This is a genomic window from Streptomyces sp. NPDC048696 (genome assembly GCF_043198895.1).
In the GTDB taxonomy this organism is placed as follows: Bacteria; Actinomycetota; Actinomycetes; order Streptomycetales; family Streptomycetaceae; genus Streptomyces.
The window spans coordinates 15,473-34,530 of record NZ_JBICVJ010000025.1 but is presented as its reverse complement, the minus strand read 5'-3'; the positions used below and the strand labels follow the sequence as shown (position 1 = coordinate 34,530).

Below are 19,058 nucleotides of genomic sequence, written 5' to 3'. Positions count from 1 at the left end.
GCGATGGGGGTCCCCCCTGTTCGAGCGGAGCCGAGAACTTGGGGGAGCGACCAGCCCAGGTCAAGGCGCTCTCAGGCAACCACAGGGACCACCCACGGCGAAAAGGGGCGCGGGGCTGTGACATTTGCGGCTCCGCCGCGTGGGCGCGACCAGCCACAACCGGCCCGCAGCCAAGCGACAACCTCAGCCACCCACGGCCCTAGTCGTCCAACCCCTCCGCCGCGCGCTTCTCCCGCAGCTCCAAAATCGCCCGCCGCCGCGCGAGCCGATGCGTACGGCGGATCTGGGCCTCCTGATAGCGCCGCTCGTCCCGCTCCGTCTCGGGCAGCACGGGCGGCACCGCACGAGGCTTCCCGTCCGCGTCCACCGCGGCGAAGACGAGATACGCCGACCCCACCTGCTGCGCCGGAGTCGACTCGTTCCAGCGCTCGGCCAGGACCCGTACGCCGACCTCCATCGAGGACCGACCGGTCCAGTTGACCTGGGCCTTCACATGGACGAGGTCACCGACCCGGACGGGCATCAGGAACGCCATCTCGTCCATGGACGCGGTGACCGCCGGACCGCCGGAGTGGCGCCCGGCCACCGCACCCGCCGCGTCGTCCACCAGCTTCATGATCACGCCGCCGTGCACCGTACCGAGAAGGTTGGTGTCATGGCTGGTCATGATGTGGCTCAGGGTGGTTCGGGACGCCGAGGTCGGCTTGCCCGGAAGATCAGTCATACCACCCAGCTTATGCGGGCCCGTCCCCACTCTCACCGCGCGCACTCCGCACCCTCACAGCGCGCACCCCGCCCTCCCATCGCACCCGCGAACCGCCCGCACCCCACGGTCACCGCGCCCGCGCACGGCGCGCACATTGCATCAGCTGTGCAACAGCCCGGCCCCAGATCCCCACCCGCCCTGTCAGACGCGCCCGGGACCTGTGCATGCTTGACGGCATGAACGACGGATGGTCCGACGACGACCGCGGCGAGCGCTACGGCCGCGGCAGCTCCTCCGCGCAGCCGGAGGGCCCGCGTGTCATGCGCCATGTGCAGCGGCCCGTGGGCTCCACACCCGTGCGCCCGCAGCGCCCGGTCCCGCCGCAGCAGCCCCCGTACGACGACGGCCAGGGCTACGGCCAGGGTCACGGACAGCAGCGGTACGGCAGCGCCGTGCCCGCGCCCGGTTCGTACGACGGCTACAGCGACGGCCAGGTCTACGGCTCCCCGTCCGGACGGGGCCCCGGCGGTCCCGGCGGCCGCGGCCCCGGCGGCCAGGGGCCGGGCACGCCCGGCGCCGCCGCCAAGCCCCGCCCCAACTGGAAGCGCCGTATCAAGATCGGCTCGCTGGTCCTCGTCGTCGCCGTCGTCGGCGTGAGTGTCGGCACGTACTTCTGGGCCGACTCCAAGGTGCGCCGCGAGGTGGACCTGTCCAAGGTCATCGACCGGCCCGCCGACGGCAAGGGCACGAACTACCTCATCGTCGGTTCGGACTCGCGCGAGGGCCTGTCCAAGGAGCAGAAGCAGAAGCTCCACACCGGCTCCGCCGAGGGCAAGCGGACCGACTCGATGATGATCCTGCACACCGGCAGCAACGGGAACACGATGGTCTCGCTGCCGCGTGACTCCTGGGTCGCGGTCCCCAGCTTCAAGGGCTCCCAGTCCGGCAAGCTGTTCCCGGCCAAGGGCCACGACAAGCTGAACGCGACGTACGCGATGGACGGCCCCGAGCTCCTGGTGCGCACCATCGAGGCCAACACCGGGCTGCACATCGACCACTACGCCGAGATCGGCTTCGCGGGCTTCGCGAACATCGTGGACGCGGTCGGCGGCGTCGAGCTCGACATCCCGCAGGACATCAAGGACAAGGACTCGGGCGCCGACTTCAAGAAGGGCAAGCAGACCCTCAACGGCCAGCAGGCCCTGGCGTTCGTCCGCAACCGGCACGGCTACGCGGCCGGTGACCTGGAGCGCACGAAGAACCAGCAGCGGTTCCTGTCCGCGCTCGCCGCGCAGACGGCGACCCCGACGACCGTGCTCAACCCGTTCAAGTTCTACCCGGTGGTGGGCGCGGGCCTGGACACCCTGATCGTCGACAAGGACATGGGCCTGATGGACCTGGGCGAGATGTTCTGGGCCATGAAGGGCATCACCAGCGGCGGCGGCACCTCCCTGAACATGCCGATCTCCGGCGACGGCCCGCAGACGTCCCTGCTCTGGGACACCACCAAGGTCAAGCAGCTGGTGAACGAGCTCAACAACGACCAGAAGGTCACGGTGACGGCGTCGCGGTAACCGCGCACCGTCAAAGCGGAGTCTTCACTCCCGCGCGACAAGGCTCACAGAGAAAACACAGCCACTCTGCACAACTGCCCGAAATTGCCCCGCTTTGCCCGCCGCTCCGGCGGGCCCGGCGGGGCTTTTGGCGTAAAGAAACCCCTATCTGACGCCCATGGCGCGGTCATACGATCACGCGTATTCACGCATTCATATTCTGGGTCAGCCTTCGGCCCGTACCCGGAATCGGACCCAGAAAAGGGCACAAGTGAAGATTCGCCGTGTTCTCGCGACGGCCGTCGCGGCCGCTGTGACCGCGCCCGTGGTGATCCTGTCGGCCGGTACCGCGTTCGCCGACGCCCACCCGGCCGCGCAGGCGCAGGCTCAGCAGAAGCCCACCATCGAGGAGCTGGAGAAGGCCGCCGCCGAGGCGAAGAAGGCGTACGACGACGCGGTCGCCGCGGAGAACGTCGCCCGGAAGGCCGTCGACGCCGCGCTGTCCGACGACGCGCCCCTGCACGTGAAGGCCAAGGCCGCCGCCAAGGAGGCGGGCGCCGCGTACGCCGCGAAGACCGTCGCCGACAAGGCCGTCTCGGACGCCCAGTTCATCCTGGACAAGCTGCCCGCCGACGCGAGCGAGGCGGACAAGGCCGCTGCCCAGAAGGCGCTCGCCGACGCGAAGAAGGACGCCGAGAAGGCCGACGCCGCCTTCAAGGCGGCCGACACCAAGGCCGCGGCGGCCCTCAAGGAGCAGCAGGACGCGGACGTCGCCGTGCTGCGCGTGCTGCACGACGCCACCGAGGCGACCAAGAAGGCGCTCGCCGCCAAGAACGCCGCCGACCAGGCCCTCGCGGACGCCAAGAAGGCGGCCGAGAACCCGTCGTGCGAGATGGACCCGGGGCTCACCACGGTCGTCACCGGCCTGCCGTCGAAGATCGCCGCGGGTTCCACCACCGACTTCTCGCTGCGGGTCACCAACGGCACCGGCAAGAACATCGACAAGCTCTGGCCGTTCACGTACCTCCACGCGACCGACAAGAGCGGCCACAAGGTCACCGACGACCTGCTGCGCCTGCAGTGGTCCACCGCCGCCTCCGGCGGCTGGAAGGACCTCGACAGCCTGCACCGGGCGGGCGTGATCAACGGCCTGAAGGGCGGCACGCACTACGACATGAAGCTGCGCCTCAAGGTCGACGCCAAGGCCCCGGCGGGCCCGGGCATCGCCTTCGTCGCCGGTGACTACGTCAACAAGGACAAGTCCTGCGGCGGCACGCCGGACCTCACCGAGTACTCCTTCGAGATCCTGCCCGCAGGCGCCAAGCCGGGCGAGGTCGACCCGGCCAAGCCCGCCAAGGGCAAGGCGAACACGTCGGACCCCAAGACGCAGACCAGCGCCACGTCCACGACCCCGCTGAACACCACGAACACCGGCACCCTCGCGGCCACCGGCGCTTCCTCCGACACGCCGAAGCTGGCGCTCGCGGGCGGCGCGGCGGTCGTCGTCGGCGCGGGCGCGGTCATCGCGGCACGCCGCCGCCGTTCCGGCGCCAACTGACGCACGCGTACAGCGAGTTGGGCCCGCATCCGGCATCCGGACGCGGGCCCGACTCGTACAACAGACGCAGGCGACCGGCGCTTACGGCAGGTTGCGGGCCATGACGATCCGCTGGACCTGGTTCGTGCCCTCGTAGATCTGCGTGATCTTCGCGTCGCGCATCATGCGCTCGCACGGGTAGTCGCGGGTGTAGCCGTAGCCGCCGAGGAGCTGGACGGCGTCGGTGGTGACCTCCATCGCGATGTCCGAGGCGAAGCACTTGGCCGCGGCGCCGAGGTAGGTGAGGTCGGCGTCGCCGCGCTCGGAGGCGGCGGCGGCCTGGTAGGTCAGGGCGCGGGCGGCCGAGACCTTCATCGCCATATCGGCCAGCATGAACTGGACGCCCTGGAAGTCGCCGATCGGCTTGCCGAACTGCTTGCGCTCGCGGACGTAGCCCTTGGCGTAGTCGAGCGCGCCCTGGGCGATGCCGAGCGCCTGGGCCGCGATGGTGATGCGGGTGTGGTCCAGGGTCTTCATCGCCGTGGCGAAGCCGGTGCCCTCCTCGCCGATCATGCGGTCGGCGGGGATCCGGACGTTGTCGAGGTAGACCTCGCGGGTCGGGGAGCCCTTGATGCCGAGCTTCTTCTCCGGGGCGCCGAAGGAGACACCCTCGTCCGACTTCTCGACCACGAAGGCCGAGATGCCCTTGGAGCGCTTGTCGGGGTCGGTGACGGCCATCACCGTGTAGTACTCGCTGACGCCCGCGTTGGTGATCCAGCGCTTCACGCCGTTGAGCACCCAGTAGTCGCCGTCGCGCACCGCGCGGGTCTTCATGCCCGCCGCGTCCGAACCGGCGTCCGGCTCGGAGAGGCAGTACGAGAACATCCCGTCGCCCTTGGCCAGCGGCGTCATGTACTTCTTCTTGAGCTCCTCGGAGCCCGAGAGGATCACCGGGAGCGAGCCCAGCTTGTTCACGGCCGGGATCAGGGAGGAGGACGCGCAGACGCGGGCCACCTCCTCGATCACGATGACCGTGGCGAGCGCGTCGGCGCCGGCGCCGCCGTACTCCTCGGGGACGTGCACCGCGTGCAGGTCGTTCGCGACCAGCGAGTCCAGCGCCTCCTGCGGGAAGCGGGCCTGCTCGTCGACCTCGGCCGCGTACGGCGCGATCTTCGCCTCGGCGAGCGAGCGGATCGCGTCGCGGAGCATGTCGTGCTCTTCGGACGGGCGGTACAGGTCGAAATCAGCCGTTCCGGCCAAGGTGACTCACTCCCCAAGGGCGCTAACTACCGTTAAGTAACCTTAATTTTAGTGGGGTGTACGGCTCGGGGCATACGTGAGCTTGACGACAGCCCGGAAGCGCTGGTGATCAGTGCGGATCACGGGCGCCGCGGGGCCCCGACTATGCTCGGGCAGCGCCCTCAAGCCCGTACCTTCCAGGAGCACCGCATGGCCCTCAAGATCACTGTGATCGGCACCGGATACCTCGGGGCCACCCACGCCGCGGCCATGGCGGAGCTGGGGTTCGAGGTGCTGGGCCTGGACGTGGTCCCGGAGAAGATCGAGATGCTGGGGCAGGGGCGCGTGCCCATGTACGAGCCCGGGCTTGAGGAACTGCTCCGGCGGCACGTCGCGGGCATCGAGGGATCCAGCGGGCGGCTGCGGTTCACGACCTCCTGGGAGGAGGTCGGCGCCTGGGGCGACGTCCACTTCGTCTGCGTGAACACTCCGCAGAAGCACGGTGAGTACGCCTGCGACATGTCGTACGTCGACGCCGCCTTCGGCTCGCTCGTGCCGCATCTGCGCCAGGGCGCGCTCGTCGTCGGCAAGTCGACGGTGCCGGTGGGCTCGGCGGCGCGGCTCGCCGAGACGCTGCCGGAGGGCGTGGAGCTGGCCTGGAACCCCGAGTTCCTGCGCGAGGGCTTCGCCGTGAACGACACCCTGCACCCCGACCGGATCGTGGTCGGCGTGGAGAGCGAGCGCGCCGAGAAGCTGCTGCGCGAGGTGTACGGGGTGCCGGTCGCGGAGGGCTCGCCCTTCGTGGTGACGGACTTCCCGACGGCCGAGCTGGTGAAGACCTCCGCGAACTCGTTCCTGGCCACCAAGATCTCGTTCATCAACGCCATGGCCGAGGTGTGCGAGGCCGCCGACGGCGATGTGGTGAAGCTGGCCGAGGCGATCGGCCACGACGAGCGGATCGGCTCGAAGTTCCTGCGGGCCGGGATCGGCTTCGGCGGCGGCTGTCTGCCCAAGGACATCCGGGCGTTCATGGCCCGGGCCGGGGAGCTCGGCGCCGACCAGGCGCTCACCTTCCTGCGCGAGATCGACTCCATCAACATGCGCCGCCGCGGCCAGATGGTGGAGATGGCCCGGGAGGCGCTGGGCGGCGGCTCGTTCCTCGGCAAGCGCGTCGCGGTGCTCGGCGCGACCTTCAAGCCGGACTCGGACGACGTACGCGACTCGCCCGCCCTGAACGTGGCCGGCCAGATCCACCTCCAGGGCGGCCAGGTCACCGTCTACGACCCCAAGGGCATGGACAACGCCCGCCGTCTCTTCCCGACCCTCGGGTACGCGGACACGGCGCTGGACGCGGTGCGCGGCGCGGATGTGGTGCTGCATCTCACCGAGTGGCGCGAGTTCCGCGACCTCGACCCGGCGGCGCTGGGCGAGGTCGCCGGGGCGCGGATCGTCCTGGACGGACGCAACGCGCTGGACGCGGTGAAGTGGCGCGAGGCGGGCTGGACGTTCCGGGCGATGGGCCGGCCCCGGGCGTAAGTCCGCTGGCTCAGCGGGCGCGGAGTCAGCAGGCGCAGAGGCAGAAGGGGTGGCCGGCCGGGTCGGCGTAGACGCGCCAGGTGCGGCCCGGCTCACCGGCTTCGAGGACCGTGGCCCCCAGCGCCAGGACCTGCGCCTCGGCCTTGTCGATGTCCTCGACGGTCAGGTCCAGATGGAACTGCTGCGAGCGGTCCGGCGCGGGCCAGGCCGGGGGCACGTACCCCGGGGCCACCTGGAACGCGAGCCCGGCGCCGCCGGGGACGGCGAGGTCGATCCACCCGTCCTCCTCGACCGGCTCGCCGCCGAGGACGGCGGCGTAGAAGGCGGCCAGCGCGTGCGGGTCGGGACAGTCGAGGACGACGCTGCCGAGGGTGGCGATGGCCATGATGTTCCTCCGTTGGCTGACGTGTACGCGTGGACTTGAGCGCGTCGCCGAGCGCGTTCCGATGCGTCCGAGTGCGTCCGGTTGCGTTACTGGCTAACGCGCTCAACCGGTAACCGTTACTAGATGGTCCCGCATAAGGGGTAACGTCGCAAGCAGTTATGGGGCAGGAGGTTCGGCCATGGCGGAGAGGGCACCCGCGCCCGGTGGGCTGGCGCTGATCGAGACGCTGGTCAACACGCTGGACCTGGAGAGCGGCGTGGATTCGCTGGACACGGACCCGGCGCGCGCGGCGCTCGGGCTCGTCGACGCCTCGGCGGCCGAGCTCGCGGACGCGCGCGAGCTGCGGGAGTCGCTGCGGGCGGTCTGCCTGGTCCACGGCGGCCACCCCCCGGTCCCGGCCACCCCGCTCGACCGGCTGCTCGCGGCGGCGCCGCTGGTGGTCACGGTGGACCCGGACGGTTCGGCCGCCCTGCGCCCCGTCGACCCCGGCTCGCTGGTGGCCCGGGTCGCGGCCGCGATCGCCGCGGCGGCGGCCGACGGAACGTGGCCCCGCCTCAAGGCGTGCGAGGCCGCGGACTGCCACTGGGCGTACTACGACCGAAGCCCGGCGGGGCGGAGCCGGTGGTGCTCGATGGCGGTGTGCGGGAGCCGGGCGAAGATGCGGGCGTATCGAGCGGCGCGGCGGACGTAGTGGCCGCGCCCGCTCGGGGTGCGTTTTTCCGCTGGAGAGCGTGGGGGCGGTCGTTCGGGTGCGGGTTGTAGGGCTTCGTCGTTCGGGTGCGGGCCGGTGGGGGCTGGTCGCTCCCCCAAGTTCTCGACTCCGCTCGAACAGGGGGGACCCCCACCGCGGCGAGCCGCAAATGTCACAGCCCCGCGCCCCTTAGTGGGCCCTTCGGGCCCTCCTAGGGGTGCGGGCGGCTCCTCAGTGCGGCGGGTCCAGGTCCTCTATCGTCGCCGTTGACGGGCCTCTTCTGGGCTGGGCCGCTCGGGCTGCGAAGTCGACGTCGCGGATTACGCGGGCCAGGTTCTCCCAGGTCAGGGCGCCGATCGCGGGTTCTTCCCAGCCGCGCCCGATCAGTTCGGCCAGCAGTACGGGGTAGCAGGAGGCGTCCTCCAGGCCCCGGGTGCGGGGAGCGCCCGGCGGCAGCCCGTACGCGCCGGACAGGCCGATGTGGGCCGTGCCCACGACGTCGCGCAGATGCTCGATGTGGTCCGCGACATCCTGTACGCAGGCGGCGCGGCCGGGGCGGGCGACCTGGTCCGGGGCGAGGCTCACCAGGCACACGCCGCCGTTCTCGGGGAGCGCGGCGAGGAGTTCGTCGCTGACGTTGAGCGGGTGGTCGGTGAGGGCGCGGGCCGCCGACCGGGTGAAGACCAGGGGGGCCTTGGCGGCGCCGAGGGTGTCGCGGATGGTCTCCGGGGCCGCGCCGGACAGGTCGATGAGCATGCCGAGGCGGTTGAGCTCCCGTACGACCTCCTGGCCGAAGCGGGTGAGGCCCGCGCGGGTCCAGCTGACGGTCGCGGTGAGCGCCACGGCGCGTACGCCGAGCGCGTGGTACGCCCGGAGCGTGCCCAGCGAGTCGCCGAGCGCGTGGACCGCGACGGGTCCGAAGAGCGAGGCGATACGGCCGTGGTTACGGGCGTCGGCGAGGTCGCCGACGCAGACCGCGAGCCGCAGACCCTCGGGGCAGGCCTCGACGAGCGTACGGAGCCGGTCGATGCGTTCCAGGGTGGCGCTGACCGGGTCCGGGCAGTCGGCCGCGACCATCAACGACCAGAACTGCGCGCCCACTCCGCCGTGCCGCAGCCGGGGGATGTCGGTGTCCAGGGAACTCTCCCCGAGCTCGACGTCGTGCCACGGGGTGTTCACGAGGATCTGCGCGAGGGTGTTGTATCCGTCGGCGACGGGGTGTGCGCGGAGCGCCGCGCGGGCGCGGGCGAGGACGTCGGAGTCGAGGTGCTCGGGTTCGGCGGGTGCGGCTGCCGCTGCCGCTGCGGCGGGTGGTGCGGGGTCTTCCTGGGGTGCCGCCGGGGGTGCGGGATCGGGCTTCCTGGCCCTCACCCTGCGGGTGGGTTTCCTGGCGGTGGAGGCGTCGGGTATGTCGGGTTCGGGGGCGGGCTCGGCGCCCCGTTTCCGCGTGGTGGGGCGGTCCGGTGCGCCTATTCCGGCGGTGGCGACGTCGGCCTCGTCCTGCAGATCTGCCATGACGGTCTCCCGGGTTCGGCATCGGCGACGGCAGTAGAGCCACCGTCACACGCGCACGGCGCCGGGTCGCGCCGGGTGAGGCGTTCGGGGGGTACGGCGTGGGTGGCGTGCGGGCCTTCTGCGGGCCGGTGGGGGCTGGTCGCGCAGTTCCCCGCGCCCCTGAAGGAGGGCCCGAAGGGCCCATCAAGGGGCGCGGGGCTGTGTCGATTTGCGGCTCCGCCGCGTGGGCGCGAGCAACCCAGCACGGTCCGCAGACGAAACGAGGTCCGGGGCGGAGCCCCAGCGGGGCGCAGGGGGCGCAGCCCCTGCCCGGGGTCCGGGGCGGAGCCCCAGCGGGGCGCAGGGGGCGCAGCCCCCGCCCGGGGTCCGGGGGCGTAGCCCCCGGGTGAACCACCTCCACCCCCACCCACCCACCCCCGGAGGGTTCAGGTGGAGGGGCGGGGTGGGGGGAGTCAGCCGTCCAGGGACTCGCGCGTCGCGTTGGACGGGGGGCGGTCCCCCAGGGACTCCGCCACCGACTCCGCGTCCCGAAGGACCCGCACCGCGTTCCCCCACGTCAGCTTCGCCAGGTCCGACTCCGACCACCCGCGGCCGAGGAGTTCCGCGATCAGGTTCGGGTAGCCGGAGACGTCGTCCAGGCCCGACGGGGTGAACGCCGTGCCGTCGTAGTCGCCGCCGATGCCGATGTGGTCGATGCCGGCGACCGCGCGCATGTGGTCGAGGTGGTCGGCCACCGTCGACGCCGTGGCGATCGGCCGCGGATGCGCCGCCTCGAACGCCGCGTGCAGCGCCATCGCCTCGGACGTGGTGTCCAAGTGGTGCAGCCCGTGCGCCCGCAGGTTCTCGTCCGCCGCCGCCGTCCACTCCACCGCCGCCGGCAGGATGAACTTCGGCACGAACGTCGCCATCGCCACTCCCCCGTTCGACGGGAGGAGCCGCAGCACGTCGTCGGGGATGTTGCGCGCGTGGTCGCAGATCGCCCGCGAGGAGGAATGCGAGAAGATCACCGGAGCGACCGACGTCGACAGCGCGTCCCGCATCGTCGTCGCCGCCACGTGCGACAGGTCGACCAGCATGCCGAGGCGGTTCATCTCGCGGACCACCTCGTGGCCGAACGGCGAGAGCCCGCCCACCCCCGGCACGTCCGTCGCCGAGTCAGCCCACGGGGTGTTGTCGTTGTGCGTGAGCGTCATGTAGCGCACGCCCAGCGCGTACAACGCCCGCAGCGTGGCGAGGGAGTTGTTGATGGAGTGGCCGCCCTCGGCGCCCTTCAGGGACGCGATGCGGCCCGCCGCCCGCGCCTTCTCCATGTCGTCCGCCGTCAGCGCGGGCGCCAGGTCCCCGGGGTAGCGCGCGAGCATCTGGTCGACGCAGTCGATCTGTTCCAGGGTCGCGCTGACCGCGTCGTCGCCCGCCAGGTCGGTCCGTACGTACACCGACCAGAACTGCGCGCCGACCCCGCCGGCCCGCAGCCGGGGGATGTCGGTGTGCAGCCGGCCGCTCTGGTCGCGGCCGACGTCGCACCGGTCGAGGTCGTAGCGGACCTGCTTGCGCAGCGCCCAGGGCAGGTCGTTGTGGCCGTCGACGACGGGGTGCTGGGCCAGCAGCGTACGGGCGCGCGCGAGGTGGTCCACCGTGCTCACTTTCCGAAGCCGAAGGACGCCGCGGACTCCACCTTCGTACGAAGACGCCTGCCCTTCTCCGTCGCCTGGTCGTTCAGCTCCTGCTGGAACTCCCGCATGCGCGCGAGGAGTTCGCGGTCGTGGGCGGCCAGGATACGGGCCGCGAGCAGGCCCGCGTTGCGTGCCCCGCCCACCGACACGGTCGCCACCGGCACGCCCGCGGGCATCTGCACGATGGAGAGCAGCGAGTCCATGCCGTCCAGGTACTTCAGCGGCACGGGGACACCGATCACCGGCAGCGGCGTCACCGAGGCCAGCATGCCGGGCAGATGCGCGGCGCCGCCCGCGCCCGCGATGATCGCCTTCAGACCGCGGTCCGCCGCCTGCTCGCCGTACGCGATCATCTCGTGCGGCATCCGGTGCGCGGAGACGACGTCGACCTCGTACGGGATCTCGAACTCGGCCAGGGCCTGGGCCGCGGCCTCCATGACCGGCCAGTCCGAGTCCGAGCCCATGACGATGCCGACAACGGGAGGGGTGGTACTCATTCGGTGATCGTTCCTCTGAGGTAGTCCGCCGCGTGACGGGCTCGCTCGCGCACGTCCGCGAGGTCGTCGCCGTAGGTGTTGACGTGGCCGACCTTACGGCCGGGCTTCACGTCCTTGCCATACATATGGATCTTGAGCTGCGGGTCGCGCGCCATGCAGTGCAGATACGCGTAGTACATGTCCGGGTAGTCGCCGCCCAGGACGTTGCACATGACCGTCCACTTCGACCTCGGGCGCGGGTCGCCCAGCGGAAGGTCGAGCACGGCCCGGACGTGGTTGGCGAACTGCGAGGTGATCGCGCCGTCCTGGGTCCAGTGGCCGGAGTTGTGCGGGCGCATGGCCAGCTCGTTGACCAGGATGCCCGGCACACCATCGGCGTCGCGGGTCTCGAACAGCTCGACCGCGAGGTGGCCGACCACACCGAGCTCGTCCGCGATGCGCAGCGCCAGCTGCTGGGCCTCGCCCGCCAGCCGCTCGTCGAGGTCCGGCGCGGGGGCGATCACGGTGTCGCAGACGCCGTCGACCTGGATGGACTCGACCACGGGGTAGGCGACCGCCTGGCCCGAGGGCGAGCGGACGACGTTCGCCGCGAGCTCGCGCACGAAGTCGACCTTCTCCTCGGCGAGGACGTCGACGCCCGCCTTGAAGGCGTCCGCCGCGTCCGCCTCGGAGCGCACGAACCACACGCCCTTGCCGTCGTAGCCGCCGACCACGGTCTTGAGGATGACGGGATAGCCGTCGCCCTCCGCCGCGCCCTCGGCCGCGAACGCCGACACGTCCGCCGGGTCGGCCACGATGCGGTGGCGGGGGCACGGCGCGCCGATCGCGTCGAGCCGGGCGCGCATCACCCCCTTGTCGTGGGCGTGCACCAACGCGTCGGGCCCCGGGCGGACGACGACGCCGTCCGCTTCCAGGGCCCGCAGGTGCTCGGTGGGCACGTGCTCGTGATCGAACGTGATCACGTCGCAGCCGCGCGCGAAGGCGCGCAGCGTGTCCAGGTCGCGATAGTCGCCGATGACGACATCGCTCACCACCTGGGCCGCCGAGTCCTGGGGGGTGTCACTGAGGAGCTTGAATCTGATGCCGAGGGGGATGCCCGCCTCGTGGGTCATACGGGCGAGCTGACCGCCGCCGACCATGCCGACTACCGGGAACGTCACACCCCCAGGGTATCCGCCGCCCCGACAGCGCCCGGAAGGAGCCGGTCCGGGTCCGCCGGAGCATACGGGGGCGGGCGGGAGCGGGGGCCGGAGCCCGGGCGTGGCCGGGATTTGCGGGCGCCCACGAGCAATGCCCTGGGGGGCTGGTTAGCATGGCCAGGTTGGCGGCGGCGAGACACGCCGCCGAGAACACCGATTCGAACGGGGCTGGGCGATCACCATGAGTGAACGGGGCGCATTGCGTACGCGACTGCAGCTGCTCGCCCGGGAGATCGCGAAGTTCGGTGCCGTGGGCGCCATCGGGTTCGTCGTCAACGCGATCGTCTTCAACCTGTGCATGCACGCGTTCCACCTCGCGGTCGTGCGCTCCGGGGTCATCGCCACCGCCGTGGCCATCGCCACGAACTACGTGGGCAACCGCTACTGGACCTACCGCGACACCGACAGCGGCCGACGCAGCCGGGAGCTGATGCTCTTCCTGCTGTTCAGCGGTATCGGCCTGGTCATCGAGAACGGTGTGCTCGCGCTCTCGCACTACGGCCTCGGCTACACCTCGACCGTCGCGGACAACATCGCCAAGAACGTGGTGGGCCTGGGCCTGGGCACGGTGTTCCGGTTCTGGTCGTACCGCACCTGGGTCTTTCGCGCGCTGCCCGCGCGCGAGGCCGTCCAGACCGCCGAATCCTTTCTGGGCGAGGCCCCCCAGTCCTACGCCCGCCACAACTCAGGGTCGTAAACCGGTCATCTGATCGTCGGCTCCTGCTCGCGCGGACCGCGCGCCACCCGGCTCAGGAACAGCGCGAAGACCGCCGGCTGCTGCTGCAGCATCTCCAGGCGCCCGCCGTCCGCCTCCGCGAGGTCGCGGGCGACCGCGAGGCCGATGCCGGTGGAGTTGCGGCCGCTGATCGTCCGCTCGAAGATCCGCGCCCCGAGGTCGGGCGGTACGCCCGGGCCCTCGTCGGTGACCTCGACGACGGTCTGGTTGCCGGTGACGCGGGTGCGGACGGCGACCGTGCCGCCGCCGTGCATCAGCGAGTTCTCGATCAGCGCGGCGAGCACCTGGGCGACCGCGCCCGGGGTGCCGACCGCCCGCAGCCCCTGCTTGCCGGAGCGCACGATCGCGCGGCCCGCGCTGCGGTACGCCGGACGCCACTCCTCCAGCTGCTGCTTGACCACCTCGTCCAGGTCGAAGACGACGGCCGAGCCGATGCGCGGGTCGCGGGAGTTGGTGAGCAGCCGCTCCACCACGTCGGTCAGCCGCTCGACCTGGGTGAGCGCGATCGTCGCCTCCTCCTTGACCGTGTCCAGGTCGTCGGTGAGGGCGATCTCCTCCAGGCGCATCGAGAGCGCGGTGAGCGGGGTGCGCAGCTGGTGCGAGGCGTCGGCGGCCAGGCGCCGCTCGGCGGTGAGCATCCGGCCGATCCGCTCGGCCGAGGAGTCCAGGACGTCGGCTACCCGGTCCAGCTCGTGCACCCCGTACCGCTTGTGGCGGGGCCTGGGGTCGCCGGAGCCGAGACGTTCGGCGGTCTCGGCGAGGTCGGTGAGCGGGGAGGCCAGCTTGTTCGCCTGGCGTACGGCGAGGAGCACGGCGGAGACGATGGCGAGCAGGGCGACCGCGCCGATGATCAGCAGGGTGCGGCCGACCTCGCGGGTGACCGTGGAGCGGGACTCCTCGACCAGGACGGACTCGCCGCGCTCGCCGGTGGCGGTGCCCCGGATGACCGAGCCGTCGGGCCGCACGCCCAGTTCGATCGCGTCGCGGCCGGGGATGTCCACGCGCGCGTAGCGGTCGGAGCCGATCCCGGCGAGCGCCTGCGGGCCGACCGTCTCATTGGCGAGCATCCGGCTGTCGATCACGCTGACCAGGCGCAGCGCCTCGGATTCCACGCTCTCCTGGGCGCTGCTGCTGATCGTCCGGGTCTCGACGATGACGAGCGAGACGCCGAAGACGGCGATCACGACGAGCACCACGGCGAGCGTGGAGTTGATCAGTCGGCGGCGCATGCTTCAGTTTCCCAGGACGTGCTGGTGCGGGCCGACGGACCACGTCGGCCCACCGGGCGTCAGCTCTTCTCGAAGCGGAAGCCGACGCCGCGCACGGTGGCGATGTAGCGCGGGTTGGCGGCGTCGTCGCCGAGCTTCTTGCGGAGCCAGGAGATGTGCATGTCGAGCGTCTTGGTCGAGGACCACCACGTGGTGTCCCAGACCTCGCGCATCAGCTGGTCGCGGGTGACCACCCGGCCCGCGTCGCGCACCAGGACCCGCAGCAGGTCGAACTCCTTGGCGGTGAGCTGGAGCTCCTCGTCGCCCATCCAGGCACGGTGCGACTCGACGTCGATCCGCACGCCGTGGGTGGCGGGCTGGGGCACCGGCTCGGTGGCGCCGCGCCGCAGCAGGGCCCGGACGCGGGCGAGGAGTTCGGCGAGCCGGAAGGGCTTGGTGACGTAGTCGTCGGCGCCGGCGTCGAGGCCGACCACGGTGTCCACCTCGTCGGCGCGGGCGGTGAGCACCAGGATCGGGACGGTGTGGCCCTCGGAGCGCAGCCGCCTGGCCACCTCCAGGCCGTCCATGCCGGGCAGCCCCAGGTCGAGCACGACCAGGTCGGCGCCTCCCTGGAGTCCGGCGTCGAGGGCGGTCGGGCCGTCCTCGCGGACCTCGACCTCGTAACCCTCCCGACGCAGTGCGCGGGCCAGCGGCTCCGAGATGGACGCGTCGTCCTCGGCGAGCAGTACACGGGTCATGGGGGTGATGGTAGTCCGCGAGCGGGAGGGCCCGTCCGTCGAACCCGTCAGTGACCTGCCGGGGGGCGACAGGTGATCCGTTCTTGATCGTCGAGGGCGCGCCGACGGACCGTCCCGCGATCACCTCATGACCGCCTCCTGATCGTCCGGCGGCCTTTTCTTGATCGTATTTTCTTGGTCCGCCCCTGCGGCTCTGGGATGCGATCCTGTTAACCACCTTGGAATGTGCGTGGATGGTTCCTGAGACGCCTGTGATCCATGTCTCAAGTCCTTCCATTTGCGCCTGTGTGGTGTCGTATGGTGTCTCAACGCCTTTAGCACTAACTCGGGGACCTTTGGCCTGCTTGGCGCGCCAAAGGTCTCTTTTCTGCACAAGGGCCGGTTATCACCGGACCTGAAGACAGTGAATGACCTATGGGCCGGGCCCCGGGCGCGAAGATGCGCCCCGGGCGTGGATCCCGGTGGGTCCGTCCTCTCGACTCCGTCGCTTACGGAGCGAATCCCCTCGGGCGTAGGGGCGGGACGGCTCCCCTGCCGGTGCCGGCCACCCCCCACCGGGCGCGACCCCCGCTCACGAAGCGCGCGTCCCGAGCAAGCAAGGATCGACCATGGCGTCCAGCCTGACGAAGGACTCGGCCAGCACCACCGGCTCCGAGAAGACCTTCTTCGGCCACCCCCGCGGCCTGGCCACTCTCTTCATGACCGAGATGTGGGAGCGCTTCTCCTACTACGGCATGCGCGCCCTTCTCGTGTACTACCTGGTCTCCGGCGGCGCCGACGCCGCGACCGGTGCCCAGGGCGGCGGCCTCGCCATGCGGGCCACCACGGCCACGGCCATCTACTCCGTCTACGTCTCCATGGTCTACCTCATGGCGATGCCGGGCGGCTGGTTCGGCGACCGTGTGTGGGGTGCCCGCAAGACGGTCACCATCGCCGGCTTCGTGATCATGTCCGGCCACCTGGCGCTGGCCCTGCCCGGACAGGCGCCGTTCTTCCTCGGTCTGATCCTGGTCGCGATCGGCTCCGGTCTGCTGAAGGCCAACATCTCCACGATGGTCGGCCACCTCTACAACGGCGCGGACGACCCGCGCCGTGACGGTGGCTTCACGGTCTTCTACATGGGCATCAACCTCGGCGCCTTCGCGGCTCCGCTGGTGATCGGCACGGTCGGCAAGGAGCACAACTGGCACCTGGGCTTCGCCCTCGCCGCGCTCGGCATGGCCCTGGGTCTGGCCCAGTTCCTGCTCGGCACCAAGCACCTCAGCCCGAAGAGCAGCGTCGTCCCGAACCCGCTGAGCGCCACCGAGCGCAAGGGCGTTCTCACCAAGATCGCCATCGCCGTCGCCGCCATCGCGGTCTTCTACGGCGCCGTGGTCGCCATGGGCGCCTACACGCTGAACTGGGCGCTGGTCCCGCTGACGCTGGCCGGTCTGCTCATCCCGATCGCCGTCCTGGTCCGCATCAAGCGCGACAAGGACCTGTCGAAGCCCGAGCAGTCGAAGATGAACGGCTACATCTGGCTGTTCGTCGCCGCCGCCGTCTTCTGGATGATCTACGACCAGGGCGGCTCGACCCTGTCGCTCTTCGCCGACAGCAAGACCGTCGACAACGTCGGTGGCATCCACTTCTCGGCCACCTGGTACCAGTCGCTGAACCCGCTGTTCGTCATGGCGCTGGCCCCGGTCTTCGCCTGGCTGTGGGTGTGGCTGGCCCGTAAGAACCAGGAGCCGAACACCATCGTGAAGTTCGCGATGGGCCTGGTCATCATCGGTGCCTCGTTCTTCGTCTTCATCGTCCCGATGAGCATGGCGGGCGACAGCGGCAAGGTCTCCCCGATGTGGCTGGTCTCGATCTACATGATCCAGACCATCGGCGAGCTCTGCCTCTCCCCGGTCGGCCTCTCGGTCACCACGAAGATGGCGCCGCAGAAGTACGCCTCCCAGATGATGGGCGTCTGGTTCCTCGCGGTCACCGCGGGCGACTGCTTCACGGGTCTGCTCTCGCTGGCCGGTGTGAGCCTCGACGGCATCGGGATCATCACGATGGAGGCCTCGATGGCCGCCGTCGCGGGCCTCGCGATCTACATGTACCGCAAGAAGGTCCAGGAGCTCATGGGCGGCGTGCACTAAGCACCGCAGCGCGTAGCACCACAGCACGGCGAAGGGCCGCCGCACCTGTTCACCGGGTGCGGCGGCCCTTCGCGTTTCCTGTGTGCGTACGTACGTGACGTGACGGCTCAGCGGGTGCCGCGCAGGCGCCGCCACGGCGTGAAGGTGAAGACCGCGCCGCCGAGCAGGACGGCGGTGCCGGCGATCAGGCCGAGGGCGCGCAGGACGCCGTGGTCGGTCGCGCCGGTCTGGGCGAGGCCGCCCGACGACGTGCCCGCGCCGCCGGTGGAGCCGCCCGTGGAGCCGCCGGACGAGGTGGTGCCGCCCGAGGTGCCGCCCGGCTGGGCGGTGGTGTCCAGCTCCAGGGAGACCGGCGCCGTGCCCTTGACCGTGCACGGGATGTCGATCTTCTGGCCGCCGAGGGTGACGTCGATGGTCAGGGTGCCCGGGCTGAGGGTCGCCTTGCCGCTCGCGCCCGGCTTGTAGGTGCCGGTCATGTCGGAGAGGCTGACCGGGTCACCGGCGTTCAGGGGCCCGGAGTTGGGCGCTCCCGCGACCGCCACCGAGCCCTTGTCGGCGCCGCCGACCGTGATCTGCATGGACGGCTTCAGGGCGCCCGCGGGCAGCGGGGCCGGGCTGTTCATGACGCCCTTGGCGGTCTTGACGGTGAGGTCGTAGGCGCCGCCGTTCTTCTTGGCGTCGATCGTCACCTTGGAGGCGATGCTGGGCGGGCCGGGCGACTTGCACTCGAAGGTGACGGCGACTTCCTTGCCGGGGAAGTCGGACTGGCCACCGGTGCCGCCGGTGGTGGTGCCGCCGGTGCTACCACCGGATGTGGTGGTCCCGCCGGTGGTGGTGCCGGTCGTCGTGCCGCCGGTGGTGCCGCCGCTCGTGGTCGTACCGCCGGTGGTGCCGCCGGATGTCGTGGTGCCGCCGGTCGTGCCACCGGCGCTCGTACCGCCGGAGCTCGTGCCGCCGGACGCCGTCGTGCCGCCCGAGCTGGTGCCGCCCGAGCTGGTGCCGCCCGACGTGGTCGTGCCGCCGGACGAACTCCCCCCGCCGTCCGACACCTTGATCGTGGCACCGACCCCGACCGGCGCCTTCGGGGAGCACTTCGTATCGGTCGACAGCGGCTTGCTGACGTTGATGTTGTACTTGTCCGGCGTGAGCGTGACGTCGCCCGCCTTGGTCAGTTTCAGCTTGGCCGTCATGTCGGGCAGGACCATCGGGCTGTTCTTGGGGATCGGCGGATTCTGCCGCGGGCCCTCCACCGCCAGGTCGGCGCTCTGGGCGCCGGCCACCTTGAGGGCGCCGGTCGGCTTGACCGTGTCCTTCTCCAGATCGAGCACATCGGGGTTCTTCGACGCGGCCTGGGTGGTCTTCCAGACCACTTCGACCTCGTCGCCGACCTTCGCCTCGGCGGGCGCGGTGATCTGCACCTTCGTCGTGCCCTCGACGGGCGGCAGGCCGGAGATGGGTGGTGGGATGCACTCGGTGGCGTAGGAGACCTCTGCCGCCGCCCGGGCGGGCGCGGCGGCCAGAATGATCCCCGCGCCGCCGAGCATCAGCGCGACACCGGCCGCGCTCATCCTCCGTTGCGTGGTCACGGATTTCCCTTCGTCGTGGGGGTGTTCGGACTCTTCTCGGTCGGTGCGGAGTCGGGGGTGAACCACGGCAGGCGGGTCGTCGCCGTGGCGGCGCGGGGGTCGGCGTCGGG

Annotated in this window: 16 protein-coding genes; 6 read left to right on the top strand and 10 right to left on the bottom strand. The window is 71.1% G+C overall.

Annotated elements, in window-relative coordinates:
* Positions 1-199 precede the first annotated feature (199 nt).
* On the bottom strand, positions 200-724 hold the full coding sequence (locus ACGFRG_RS33875; protein WP_361426466.1) for an acyl-CoA thioesterase: 525 nt from the start codon (positions 722-724) through the stop codon (positions 200-202).
* A 218-nt stretch (positions 725-942) separates the two neighbouring features.
* Here ACGFRG_RS33875 and ACGFRG_RS33870 point away from each other — a divergent pair, with 218 nt between their 5' ends.
* A complete protein-coding gene (locus ACGFRG_RS33870; protein ID WP_393270228.1) occupies positions 943-2,280 on the top strand; it encodes an LCP family protein in 1,338 nt (445 codons plus the stop codon).
* Between the two features lie 250 nt (positions 2,281-2,530).
* Positions 2,531-3,817, top strand: coding sequence for an LAETG motif-containing sortase-dependent surface protein (locus ACGFRG_RS33865; protein WP_393270225.1), 1,287 nt, complete (start codon positions 2,531-2,533; stop codon positions 3,815-3,817).
* Positions 3,818-3,898: 81 nt separating this feature from the next.
* Here ACGFRG_RS33865 and ACGFRG_RS33860 read toward each other — a convergent pair whose 3' ends face one another.
* A complete protein-coding gene (locus ACGFRG_RS33860) occupies positions 3,899-5,056 on the bottom strand; it encodes an acyl-CoA dehydrogenase (protein ID WP_361426457.1) in 1,158 nt (385 codons plus the stop codon).
* 189 nt (positions 5,057-5,245) lie between these two features.
* Between ACGFRG_RS33860 and ACGFRG_RS33855 the strand changes: the two genes are divergently transcribed.
* Positions 5,246-6,571, top strand: coding sequence for a UDP-glucose/GDP-mannose dehydrogenase family protein (locus ACGFRG_RS33855; protein ID WP_361426454.1), 1,326 nt, complete (start codon positions 5,246-5,248; stop codon positions 6,569-6,571).
* 25 nt (positions 6,572-6,596) lie between these two features.
* On the opposite strand, the gene ACGFRG_RS33850 is transcribed toward ACGFRG_RS33855, so the two are convergent.
* The gene (locus ACGFRG_RS33850; RefSeq protein WP_361426451.1) at positions 6,597-6,956 is read right to left on the bottom strand and encodes a VOC family protein; all 360 of its coding nucleotides are present in this window, start codon (positions 6,954-6,956) and stop codon (positions 6,597-6,599) included.
* Positions 6,957-7,134: 178 nt separating this feature from the next.
* Here ACGFRG_RS33850 and ACGFRG_RS33845 point away from each other — a divergent pair, with 178 nt between their 5' ends.
* Complete coding sequence (locus tag ACGFRG_RS33845) at positions 7,135-7,647, top strand: CGNR zinc finger domain-containing protein (protein ID WP_361426448.1); 513 nt, start codon at positions 7,135-7,137, stop codon at positions 7,645-7,647.
* A gap of 231 nt (positions 7,648-7,878) precedes the next feature.
* On the opposite strand, the gene ACGFRG_RS33840 is transcribed toward ACGFRG_RS33845, so the two are convergent.
* The 4 genes from ACGFRG_RS33840 to ACGFRG_RS33825 all read right to left on the bottom strand — a co-directional run bounded on the left by ACGFRG_RS33840 (position 7,879) and on the right by ACGFRG_RS33825 (position 12,471).
* The gene (locus ACGFRG_RS33840; RefSeq protein ID WP_393270220.1) at positions 7,879-9,162 is read right to left on the bottom strand and encodes a dipeptidase; all 1,284 of its coding nucleotides are present in this window, start codon (positions 9,160-9,162) and stop codon (positions 7,879-7,881) included.
* A 452-nt stretch (positions 9,163-9,614) separates the two neighbouring features.
* Entirely contained in the window at positions 9,615-10,796 is a 1,182-nt protein-coding gene (locus ACGFRG_RS33835) for a dipeptidase (RefSeq protein ID WP_361426754.1), read from the bottom strand.
* A 5-nt stretch (positions 10,797-10,801) separates the two neighbouring features.
* Positions 10,802-11,332 carry a 5-(carboxyamino)imidazole ribonucleotide mutase gene (gene purE / locus ACGFRG_RS33830; RefSeq protein ID WP_361426442.1) on the bottom strand — a complete coding sequence of 177 codons (531 nt, stop codon included), beginning with the start codon at positions 11,330-11,332 and terminating at the stop codon, positions 10,802-10,804.
* Positions 11,329-12,471, bottom strand: a complete 1,143-nt coding sequence (locus ACGFRG_RS33825) for a 5-(carboxyamino)imidazole ribonucleotide synthase (protein ID WP_393270276.1) — start codon at positions 12,469-12,471, stop codon at positions 11,329-11,331. The genes purE and ACGFRG_RS33825 overlap by 4 nt, the downstream gene beginning before the upstream one ends.
* 241 nt (positions 12,472-12,712) lie before the next feature.
* Here ACGFRG_RS33825 and ACGFRG_RS33820 point away from each other — a divergent pair, with 241 nt between their 5' ends.
* Complete coding sequence (locus ACGFRG_RS33820; protein ID WP_361426436.1) at positions 12,713-13,228, top strand: GtrA family protein; 516 nt, start codon at positions 12,713-12,715, stop codon at positions 13,226-13,228.
* A 5-nt stretch (positions 13,229-13,233) separates the two neighbouring features.
* Here ACGFRG_RS33820 and ACGFRG_RS33815 read toward each other — a convergent pair whose 3' ends face one another.
* Both ACGFRG_RS33815 and ACGFRG_RS33810 read right to left on the bottom strand, forming a co-directional pair.
* Positions 13,234-14,496, bottom strand: coding sequence for an ATP-binding protein (locus tag ACGFRG_RS33815; RefSeq protein ID WP_361426433.1), 1,263 nt, complete (start codon positions 14,494-14,496; stop codon positions 13,234-13,236).
* A gap of 59 nt (positions 14,497-14,555) precedes the next feature.
* Complete coding sequence (locus ACGFRG_RS33810) at positions 14,556-15,233, bottom strand: response regulator transcription factor (protein ID WP_053725082.1); 678 nt, start codon at positions 15,231-15,233, stop codon at positions 14,556-14,558.
* 608 nt (positions 15,234-15,841) lie between these two features.
* On the opposite strand from ACGFRG_RS33810, the gene ACGFRG_RS33805 reads away from it, so the two are divergent.
* Positions 15,842-17,362, top strand: a complete 1,521-nt coding sequence (locus ACGFRG_RS33805) for a peptide MFS transporter (RefSeq protein WP_393270216.1) — start codon at positions 15,842-15,844, stop codon at positions 17,360-17,362.
* 107 nt (positions 17,363-17,469) lie between these two features.
* On the opposite strand, the gene ACGFRG_RS33800 is transcribed toward ACGFRG_RS33805, so the two are convergent.
* A complete protein-coding gene (locus tag ACGFRG_RS33800; RefSeq protein WP_393270273.1) occupies positions 17,470-18,930 on the bottom strand; it encodes a hypothetical protein in 1,461 nt (486 codons plus the stop codon).
* Positions 18,931-19,058: the final 128 nt, after the last annotated feature.

Coding starts and splice junctions, on each gene's coding strand:
- ACGFRG_RS33875 (WP_361426466.1), bottom strand. CDS start 724: ATGACTGATCTTCCGGGCAAGCCGACCTCGGCGTCCCGAACCACCCTG.
- ACGFRG_RS33870 (WP_393270228.1), top strand. CDS start 943: ATGAACGACGGATGGTCCGACGACGACCGCGGCGAGCGCTACGGCCGC.
- ACGFRG_RS33855 (WP_361426454.1), top strand. CDS start 5,246: ATGGCCCTCAAGATCACTGTGATCGGCACCGGATACCTCGGGGCCACC.
- ACGFRG_RS33850 (WP_361426451.1), bottom strand. CDS start 6,956: ATGGCCATCGCCACCCTCGGCAGCGTCGTCCTCGACTGTCCCGACCCG.
- ACGFRG_RS33845 (WP_361426448.1), top strand. CDS start 7,135: ATGGCGGAGAGGGCACCCGCGCCCGGTGGGCTGGCGCTGATCGAGACG.
- ACGFRG_RS33840 (WP_393270220.1), bottom strand. CDS start 9,162: ATGGCAGATCTGCAGGACGAGGCCGACGTCGCCACCGCCGGAATAGGC.
- purE (WP_361426442.1), bottom strand. CDS start 11,332: ATGAGTACCACCCCTCCCGTTGTCGGCATCGTCATGGGCTCGGACTCG.
- ACGFRG_RS33825 (WP_393270276.1), bottom strand. CDS start 12,471: ATGGTCGGCGGCGGTCAGCTCGCCCGTATGACCCACGAGGCGGGCATC.
- ACGFRG_RS33820 (WP_361426436.1), top strand. CDS start 12,713: ATGAGTGAACGGGGCGCATTGCGTACGCGACTGCAGCTGCTCGCCCGG.
- ACGFRG_RS33815 (WP_361426433.1), bottom strand. CDS start 14,496: ATGCGCCGCCGACTGATCAACTCCACGCTCGCCGTGGTGCTCGTCGTG.
- ACGFRG_RS33810 (WP_053725082.1), bottom strand. CDS start 15,233: ATGACCCGTGTACTGCTCGCCGAGGACGACGCGTCCATCTCGGAGCCG.
- ACGFRG_RS33805 (WP_393270216.1), top strand. CDS start 15,842: ATGGCGTCCAGCCTGACGAAGGACTCGGCCAGCACCACCGGCTCCGAG.
- ACGFRG_RS33800 (WP_393270273.1), bottom strand. CDS start 18,930: ATGAGCGCGGCCGGTGTCGCGCTGATGCTCGGCGGCGCGGGGATCATT.